The organism is Achromobacter sp. NFACC18-2 (assembly GCF_900108985.1).
Classification (GTDB): domain Bacteria; phylum Pseudomonadota; class Gammaproteobacteria; order Burkholderiales; family Burkholderiaceae_B; genus Achromobacter.
In genome coordinates, this window is sequence record NZ_FNYM01000021.1 from 104,388 (window position 1) to 111,972 (window position 7,585).

The window sequence follows — 7,585 nt, forward strand, 5'->3', positions numbered from 1 at the left end:
GTGCCCGAGACCGGACACCACAAACCACGGTTTCATGCGGGTTGCGAGGGCGTCTGGCGTAAAGTTGGCGGGCGGCGCCCATCGGGTGCTTGCCGGCTCGCCTCAATAAATTCCAGAACTTCTGCCCGGTCGTAGAGCTTCTTGCCGCCTATTCTAAACGGTCGGGGAAAGTCGGCTCGCTTGCAAACTCGGTTGCGCACGTGGGCCGGGTTCATGCCGCCCATCAGTTCGGCGATCTTGTTGGTGTCGATGAGGTCGCGTTCTGTCATTTATTTCCCCTTATCTTCGAACCAGTCCGGCTTGCGCAAGCCCATTTCTACGCATACGCTTCCCCCGCATTTGGGGCAACTCCCTATTCTTAGCGGCTGCGTTTTCACTTCCTGCTGTCCGCAGGAATTGCACTTGATCCAGGCCTGCATGGCGTCGGGCTGCGCGCCCTTTTTGCGGTTGTTCGAAAATAGGAATGCGAGAAAATTTTTCATAGACCTTCCAAGCGATGCCGAGGGATAGGTGGGTTTTCCAGGGTCCGTAGCTCTGCTTCGGTGATGTATCCCTCGTGACGCAGTTCGTATAGCGCTTCATTTTTATGTTCAGTCCGGGTGTCGTGACTAAGCTCCCCGTACTCTAGGCGGAATCGCAAAGGCTTCCAATTTCCCCAGCACGACTTTACTTGTGGCTCATAGAACGTTCTGCCCTCCACCACCGATTCGAGAATTCGCCAATTCTGGTTTGCGGAAGTCATTTCATCTCCTTAATTTTGGCGTCGATGGCCGCGTCCAAGCGATCGGGACCGTAGCAGGCCATCCAGCGTTCAGCGGCAAGACGCTGTGAATCCGTGGCATCGCGCAGCCACGCATACCGCCGCGCCATCGCCACCAGCGCATCTCGCTCGGCACGCGACAGGGTGACTGCTTCGCCATCCGTCTTGCAGTACGTGGGACGCTGCGCGATGGCTTCGATTTCTTCCGGACTCATAGCTGCTCCATTAATGATGCCTTGTGGCTTCGGCTGCTCGATATATGCGCTGCCAACCTGCCCAACCTCGTTGCTCCCCGTGCAGGCATAGATGTGATTGCTCGCCCGAGGACAGCGCTTGTTCCCGCACACCGGGCACAGCACCATCCGCATATCCCCGAACGACACGGGGCGGCAGGTGGCGCACCAGCACGGCTCACTCACGTCCGCCGCCGTCCGTGCGGGGGTGCTGGGGTTTCATGCAATCTCCAATTCGTATTGGTGGTGGAGCGATGCGGCATGCTGAATGCGCGCACGGGCGATCCCGATGTAATCAGCCTGCATCTCGCAGCCGATAAAGCTAAAACCCTCTTGAACGGCCGCCTTCCCGGTGCTGCCGCTGCCCATGAACGGGTCCAGTACTACGCCTCCTGGCGGCGTTACCAACCGGCACAGGTACCGCATCAGGTCTGTGGGCTTGACGGTCGGGTGGTGGTTCTTCACCGGCTCGGGTTCCCAGCCGTCGCGCCGAGTGATGTGCTGCCCGCTGGTGTCGCTGGTCATGCCGCCGACGCGATCCGGCAGCGCATCCAGGCCTTCGTTACGGTCTGCTCGGCTTGCCTTGGCGCAATAGAAAAAGCGTGCTGCGTTGGTGTCTGCCTCCACCCGCGCTATATGCATGTGAGGGGGAGCCATATCGCCAAAGCGGCCAGATGACAAGCGCGGGCGGCCCGTTTCCTTGAGGTCACCTTGCTGGCCCTTTGCGTCCGGGAATGCGCGTCTGACTTCATCGCTGCCGTCATGGATGACGTTGGCGGGCCAGCGCCCAGCAGCATCGCCGCCGCGCGGGCCAGGCGTGGGCGCGAAGTTGGTGGCTCCTGCGTCGGTGTAGCGTCGCTCGGCGCTGGCCTCGCCGGACCGGCCACGCGGCACCATCGGGTCGTTCCGGCATGGGACGCCGCCGGCACCCGCGCGCAGTACCTCGTTGGTCGAGATCCTGCAGGCCTCGATGTTCAGCGCACCCGTGCCGTAGGCCAGGACGTTGGCGGCGACGGTGCTGTCCAGCGGCTTGCGCGCCACGCAGATCGGTTCGTGGGCCGGCTTGAGCGCAGTGCCCCAGCCCTTCCAGTCGCCGTCGAGGTTGTGCGACTTGGGGAAGCCTGATCCGTACAGCCACATGATCTGGTCGCGCAGCTCGAAGCCGGCTTCCTCGACCCCGCAAGCCATGCGGTGATAGGTGCGCGCCGATGCGAACACCAGCATGTGCCCGCCCGGCTTGAGCACGCGCATGGCTTCCCGGCACCATGCCGCCGTCCATTCCTGGAATGCTCGCATGGCATCCGGCGACAAGTCATACTTGCCCGCCTCTGCCGCAACAGACTTATGGCCCCCCAATTCGCTGGCTACTGGATCATGCGATTGCGCGGCCCTCCGCGCGGCGGCTCGGCGCTCAATGTCGGCGCCATCCCACGCCTGCCCCATAAATCGGATACCGTATGGCGGGTCGGTGACAATCGCGTCGATGCTGGCGCTTCCCATGCCGCGCATGGCTTCGATGCAGTCGCCGCAGTACAGCGTTGCGGTACCGATGCGCTCAACCCGCATCGCTCTCTCCTTTCTCGCCCGTCTGTGTAGCTGTCAAGGATTGCTTGACGACTGCCGGGGTGGGGGACAGGGCGCGCTCAACGGCGGCTTTGAATCTGTCCACCGCCTCATCGCTGTTGTGCTTATGCCCAAGCACGTCGAGCTCGCGCTCGTGGGCAATCGCCATCGCGTACTCCAGCAGATTTTCGCCAGGCTGGGCGGCGTTGTTCTCAGTCATGGCTTTCCTTGGTGGAGAACTGCTTGATTCCTGCTCGGTAGAGCCGGCAGAGAGAAGCCCAATCTCGGCCGACGTCATAGGCGGTATCTCTAAAGCACTCCTTGAGCGCACACCAGAGATTCGCGAAAAAGGACCAGACGGCGCACAAGGGGAATAAGAGGGTCATTACTATCATTCCGACCGCATACCGCGTTCTGCATTTCATGCCGCCTCTCCCTGCTGCGGGGCCTGGGCAGCGTTGTTCCCAATCTTCATTGAATTGGCTCCATCTTTGCCGGGCTTAGCGGCATCGTTTTTCGGATGAATTCGGCGGTCCCTTCCAATCGCTGGGCGGCGCTGTCCGACCCCTCGGCCTGAGCCATCACCACGCCGGAGACGCTGCACAGCTTCATCAGGTAATTTCCGATCTGCGCGCGGTCGGTCATGCGGCAGGCGGTCAGGTATTCGCCCACAAGGCGGACGGCAAGCTTTTCGGCCTCTGCTGCGGTTGCCGGTGATTTCTTGTCCATCACTCCCCTCCCTGCTGGGAGGCGGCAATCGCGGCTTCAGCGGCTTGCAGTGCGCCAAGGAATTGCTCAACGGCGTCACGCACCGCAACATGGCTCATGCGACGGGGATTCGATGGAAGATATTCCCTCCGGATCATCCTGGCTGCCGCAATGGGTAGATTGATCGCATCCAGCGCATCGCCAGCAGCGGGAGCGTCGGCCAATGCGCGGCGCAAGCGGTCAATCTCATCCGCTGCTTCGCGCTCCAGACGGATGACTGCGGGGTTGCCATCTTCAGCGGCGTCCAGGTCGGCGTTGTCGCGCAGCCGTTGCGTAATGTCGTCATTCGCATCGTCCTGTGCGCTGGCGGGAGGGGTGCCAGGGAAAGGCAGCAGTTCGGCCCACAGGCTCGGGATAAGGCGCGCGAAGGGTTGGCCAACATAACTTTGCGCAATCCAGCCGTAGTCCTGGTTAAACGAACCTACAACTCGCGTACTTGCCTCGGCGTCGATGTGACGCGCAAACAGCAGCACCGGCGTTCCATCCTTCGGCGCGCTGGCTATAGGCTTCCATTCTGTGTTCATGCTCTCAGGCTCCGGTGGCGGCCGATGCGTCAAGCTCGGCCCTTATCTGGGTTTGGCGCAGCAGGTCGGATGCGTCGGCCTGATCCAGGCTGGCACCGATGCGGCGAAGGTTGGGTATCTCGCGGTTCAGGGCGGCCATCAGCGGCCCGTCGATTGGCATGCCCGCTTCCAGGCGGTTGGCAAGCTGGCGCAGCGCCGTGGCCTTGAAGGCGTGCCCGTGGCGCACTGCCCACATATCGAAGAAGTCGGCCATGCCCGCGATTGCCGGCGCGCTGGCGTACCACTCGCCGTCGGCGACGCAGTGGAAGATAGGCACATTGCGCGCGTCGACCGTGACCGTGCCGTCGCGCTCGATCTGGTCGATGATCGATTCCAGCGGCGCCAGGGTCTGCTGGGTCTTGATCAGCATGGGCAGGCGGGCGACGCGCGGAACGTAGCGCTTGTTGCGGCGGGGCTTGCGGGCGTGGGTCATGGTCAGTAGCTCCGCGATTTGTCGTTGGCCAGCTGCGCGTCCTTCAGCAACTGCTCGTCCTTGACCAAACCGTAGAGGCGGTCGTAGTTCCAGGTGGTGTCGCGGAATACGCGCCCGTCTTCGAAGTCGGCCAGGCAGTCCGACAGATCGACCACGATGTCCTTGTCGGTGTCGCCCTCGATGGTGAAACGGTCCAGGGCATTGCGGACCTGCCACGGGCCTTCACTCCAGTCGCCGCGCGTGCGCTGGCCGGCGATGGCCAGGTCCAGGTATTTGTCTTTCAGGCGAAGCGCTTCCAGCACGTCCGACCACGTCGACATGACGTCCAGCTCGTAGCGGATCAGGATGGCGGCCAGTTCCATGTCCTCGCGGCGCTTCGCTTCCTCGGCTTCGCGTTCGCGCTGAGCCTTGGTGCGCTGGACTTCGGCTTCGCGCTTGGCCTGTTCGGCGTATTCCTCGTAGCTCTTCTTCAGGCGCTCATAGGTGGCGGTGGCGTATTCGAAGCCGTCGCCCGTCTTCGCTTCGCGGCGCAGGTCCTGCAGGTATCCAGCGTCATGACGGATCGACTTGGGGAAGCGCGCGCGGCTTTTTCGGTCTGGCTCGCTCCAACTGCTGGGCATGCCAACCTCTGCCATCATGGCCGTGACGCGGTCGTGAATGGCCTTGTTGATCTCAATCCGGGGGATGTTCAACTCATGCGCGGCGACGTCCTTCTGGCGCGCCTCTTCCAGCTTGGCCAGGGCGTGGGCCGCGACTCGCTCGGGCGTCGGCTTGCTCCAACTGCTGTTCATGTAGCTGGCGTAGCTGGACGGGCTGGACTGGCAACTGCCCACGTAGCCAACTTTCTCCAGCGCCTGGATCTTGAGGGGTTCCGTCATGTCGTTCTCTGTGTAGGTGGCCGGCACCGGCAGCGGTGGGGGTGGCTTGAGGTGGCCCCGCCGCCGCGCCGGCCGAAAGGGGTTATGCGCCGTCGCCGGTCGTCTTCGCGTGCGTGCCTTCCACGCCGGCGCGCATGCGGCGGATCGTGCGCTGCTGCAACCAGTGCATGGCCTCTTCAATCTTGGTCAGCGCCAGCGCGTTTTCACGGCACGAGAACGGGCCGGCCTGGAAGCTGCGCAGGCGGTCGGCAACGATGGCCAGCAGCACTTCCTGGGTGATGCCGTTCACGCCCACTTCGTTGATGGGACCGTTCTGGAACAGGATCAGGGTAGTGTCGGCATCCTGGTCGTCCGGGTCCGAAGGATTCGTGCTGTTGTCGAAGCCTTCCACGAGGTAGGCGTGGTTGGCACCGCCCGCGCCGGGTTCATCAATGGCGCGGATGGTCAGCAGGTCATTGGCGGGGTTGACGACGTGATCGTTGATGCTACGGGTCATGGACTGCTCCTATGGGGTGCTGCGTTGGGGAAAGGGGTTATTGGTCCAGGCCCAGCGAGCCTTGCTTTTCCTCGGGCGGCACCACCGTCAGCGTGGTTTCGCGGCCCAGGATCAGGGTCAGGCGGCCGTTTTCTTCTCCCGTCGGCTTGCCGCGCACGCGCCAGCCCAGGATGATCGTGCCGCCTTCCATCGGATCCACGAAGAAGCGATCGACGATGGCCTCGGCGATCACGATGTCCGTAGTCTTGCCGTTCGACTCGCCGACGCCGTAGTGCACGGTGACCTCGGCGCCGATGATTTCCTTCTTGATGCGCTGACGGCCCAGCTCGGGAAAGCGCAGCACGGTCAAACCAGGTTCCGAGCCGTCCGTGGTCTGCTGGTCGCCCTTCTTGTAGAGCAGCGAGCGCATGTCGGGCGCCAGCAGCGCCAGCGAGTCGTTGCCCATGCGGGCCTGGAAGAACAGGTCGATGTCCGGCAAGGGGTTCTCGTCCTGCAATTCAGGACGGATGCGCATAGCGGTGAAGGTCACGGGTTGGCGGTCAAGCTGGAAGGACGTTTGCATGCTCGGGTTGCTCCAGGTGGGGAAATAGGGCGGGCGGCGCCGGGGATGCCTCCGTTGGTGAGGCGCCGCCCTGGGGAGATCAGGCGGCCGGATCCAGCTCGGCGCGGCGGTTGTCGTAGGCTTTCTTGAGCGCGTCGTAATGCTCGTCGGGCGCGTCGCGGAACGCTTCGCCGGCCAGCGCCAGCGTGTCCAGGTCAGCCGCAGCGGCGATCATCTGCAGGATGGGCGCGGGGTCGAAGGTGGGCGCGGCGACGGCCGGTGCATCGTCGTCATCGTTCGGCGCGGGCGTGATGTAGTCGCCGTCCAGCACGTTGTCCAGCGCCTGCGATTCGCCGCGGGCGTTCAGCTCGTCCAGCGCGGCGGCATTGGCAAGTTCGATGCTGACAGGCAGGTACTTGAACAGGCGGCGCAGGACGGTCTTGCGGCCCATCTCGGCGTAGTGCGCACCCCAGGGGCTGTTCTCGGTCTTGCCGTAGCGCTTGGCCTGCTTCCAGCCCTGCGAAGCATCGCGGATGTCCAGCACCTGCTGATTGCTCATGACCTCGAAGGCGTGGCCGCCGCCAACCAGCTTGGCGACCGCGTAGAAGGCGATGATCTCGCCGCGCTCTCCCATTGCCGGACGATGCTCCAGGCGCTCATCCAGGCCGTAGGCGTATTCGAAATGGTCGTTGGCGCAGACTTCATGCGCGGCGATGCTCACGATCTGGCCGGAACGGCGCGCAAGGTCAATGAGGCCCTTGTAGCCCAGCACGATCTGCACTTCCGTGATCTGCTTCTGGCGGTTATCGAAGGGGATCAGGTAGGCATGGCCCAGCGGCGTGTTCGGTTCCAGGCCCAACTGCGAAACTTGCACAACGGCGCCCATCAGCGATTCCACGGTGCAATTCATCAGCTTCGGCGTGGTACGCATGGCGCCCAACGCGATCTTCAGCATGCGGTCGGCGCTCACGTGGCGCGGCAGCACGGCGGCCAGGGTGGCTTTCTGCGATTCCATGAACGCCTTGACTTGGCCGATGCCGGCCTGGGCGGCGACCATCTTGGAGGTCTTCTTGAGATCCGCGAGGGAGGTGGTTTGGGACATGATCGGTCCTGTTATTCGTCGGTGAGCGCCCAAGCGGGCAGGGAGACTTGATGGATGCCGGTGCCGTGTCCCGGCCATTCGTTGGAGGCGAGGCAGGCGGCGTAGGTGGTGAGGTCGCGGCGGACCTGCTGCGCGCCCTGGTGCTTGCTGGCGGCGTCCAGCATCACGGCGCTGGCCGCATAGGGCCATTCCGTCTCGACCGCCACGAACACGAACGCCAGCACGTCCAAGCCGCTGGCGCGCGCGAA

Annotated in this window: 13 protein-coding genes; all 13 read right to left on the minus strand. The window is 63.5% G+C overall.

The features are described 5' to 3' along the window. Positions 1-32: 32 nt before the first annotated feature. Complete coding sequence (locus tag BMW75_RS25870; RefSeq protein WP_092582421.1) at positions 33-269, minus strand: helix-turn-helix transcriptional regulator; 237 nt, start codon at positions 267-269, stop codon at positions 33-35. Then, complete coding sequence (locus BMW75_RS29575; protein ID WP_175493268.1) at positions 270-482, minus strand: hypothetical protein; 213 nt, start codon at positions 480-482, stop codon at positions 270-272. Between the two features lie 256 nt (positions 483-738). After that, positions 739-975 (minus strand): hypothetical protein, encoded by a 237-nt coding sequence (locus BMW75_RS29580; RefSeq protein WP_175493269.1) that lies wholly within the window; start codon positions 973-975, stop codon positions 739-741. A 237-nt stretch (positions 976-1,212) separates the two neighbouring features. Continuing rightward, positions 1,213-2,559 (minus strand): DNA-methyltransferase, encoded by a 1,347-nt coding sequence (locus BMW75_RS25880; protein ID WP_092582423.1) that lies wholly within the window; start codon positions 2,557-2,559, stop codon positions 1,213-1,215. Then, positions 2,549-2,776: a hypothetical protein gene (locus BMW75_RS25885; protein WP_092582424.1), complete on the minus strand. Its 228-nt coding sequence runs from the start codon at positions 2,774-2,776 to the stop codon at positions 2,549-2,551. Before BMW75_RS25885 ends, BMW75_RS25880 begins: the two co-directional genes overlap by 11 nt. 251 nt (positions 2,777-3,027) lie before the next feature. Next, positions 3,028-3,285: a hypothetical protein gene (locus tag BMW75_RS25895; protein WP_092582426.1), complete on the minus strand. Its 258-nt coding sequence runs from the start codon at positions 3,283-3,285 to the stop codon at positions 3,028-3,030. Beyond that, the gene (locus BMW75_RS25900; RefSeq protein WP_139208600.1) at positions 3,285-3,848 is read right to left on the minus strand and encodes a YjbH domain-containing protein; all 564 of its coding nucleotides are present in this window, start codon (positions 3,846-3,848) and stop codon (positions 3,285-3,287) included. The genes BMW75_RS25895 and BMW75_RS25900 overlap by 1 nt, the downstream gene beginning before the upstream one ends. Before the next feature lie 4 nt (positions 3,849-3,852). Further along, positions 3,853-4,320: a hypothetical protein gene (locus BMW75_RS25905; protein WP_092582428.1), complete on the minus strand. Its 468-nt coding sequence runs from the start codon at positions 4,318-4,320 to the stop codon at positions 3,853-3,855. Positions 4,321-4,322: 2 nt separating this feature from the next. Next, positions 4,323-5,198 carry a hypothetical protein gene (locus tag BMW75_RS25910; RefSeq protein WP_092582429.1) on the minus strand — a complete coding sequence of 292 codons (876 nt, stop codon included), beginning with the start codon at positions 5,196-5,198 and terminating at the stop codon, positions 4,323-4,325. Between the two features lie 82 nt (positions 5,199-5,280). After that, positions 5,281-5,694 carry an Acb2/Tad1 domain-containing protein gene (locus BMW75_RS25915; RefSeq protein WP_175493270.1) on the minus strand — a complete coding sequence of 138 codons (414 nt, stop codon included), beginning with the start codon at positions 5,692-5,694 and terminating at the stop codon, positions 5,281-5,283. Positions 5,695-5,731: 37 nt separating this feature from the next. Next, the gene (locus BMW75_RS25920) at positions 5,732-6,256 is read right to left on the minus strand and encodes a hypothetical protein (protein ID WP_092582430.1); all 525 of its coding nucleotides are present in this window, start codon (positions 6,254-6,256) and stop codon (positions 5,732-5,734) included. Positions 6,257-6,335: 79 nt separating this feature from the next. Next, the gene (gene recT / locus BMW75_RS25925) at positions 6,336-7,337 is read right to left on the minus strand and encodes a recombination protein RecT (RefSeq protein WP_092582431.1); all 1,002 of its coding nucleotides are present in this window, start codon (positions 7,335-7,337) and stop codon (positions 6,336-6,338) included. Between the two features lie 11 nt (positions 7,338-7,348). Continuing rightward, positions 7,349-7,585 (minus strand): PD-(D/E)XK nuclease family protein (locus tag BMW75_RS25930; RefSeq protein WP_175493271.1); only part of this gene is annotated, 237 nt, incomplete at its 5' end.

Bases quoted from the DNA above. Each gene is read 5' to 3' on its own strand.
- BMW75_RS25870 (WP_092582421.1), bottom strand. From the start codon at position 269: ATGACAGAACGCGACCTCATCGACACCAACAAGATCGCCGAACTGATG.
- BMW75_RS29575 (WP_175493268.1), bottom strand. From the start codon at position 482: ATGAAAAATTTTCTCGCATTCCTATTTTCGAACAACCGCAAAAAGGGC.
- BMW75_RS29580 (WP_175493269.1), bottom strand. From the start codon at position 975: ATGAGTCCGGAAGAAATCGAAGCCATCGCGCAGCGTCCCACGTACTGC.
- BMW75_RS25880 (WP_092582423.1), bottom strand. From the start codon at position 2,559: ATGCGGGTTGAGCGCATCGGTACCGCAACGCTGTACTGCGGCGACTGC.
- BMW75_RS25885 (WP_092582424.1), bottom strand. From the start codon at position 2,776: ATGACTGAGAACAACGCCGCCCAGCCTGGCGAAAATCTGCTGGAGTAC.
- BMW75_RS25895 (WP_092582426.1), bottom strand. From the start codon at position 3,285: ATGGACAAGAAATCACCGGCAACCGCAGCAGAGGCCGAAAAGCTTGCC.
- BMW75_RS25900 (WP_139208600.1), bottom strand. From the start codon at position 3,848: ATGAACACAGAATGGAAGCCTATAGCCAGCGCGCCGAAGGATGGAACG.
- BMW75_RS25905 (WP_092582428.1), bottom strand. From the start codon at position 4,320: ATGACCCACGCCCGCAAGCCCCGCCGCAACAAGCGCTACGTTCCGCGC.
- BMW75_RS25910 (WP_092582429.1), bottom strand. From the start codon at position 5,198: ATGACGGAACCCCTCAAGATCCAGGCGCTGGAGAAAGTTGGCTACGTG.
- BMW75_RS25915 (WP_175493270.1), bottom strand. From the start codon at position 5,694: ATGACCCGTAGCATCAACGATCACGTCGTCAACCCCGCCAATGACCTG.
- BMW75_RS25920 (WP_092582430.1), bottom strand. From the start codon at position 6,256: ATGCAAACGTCCTTCCAGCTTGACCGCCAACCCGTGACCTTCACCGCT.
- recT (WP_092582431.1), bottom strand. From the start codon at position 7,337: ATGTCCCAAACCACCTCCCTCGCGGATCTCAAGAAGACCTCCAAGATG.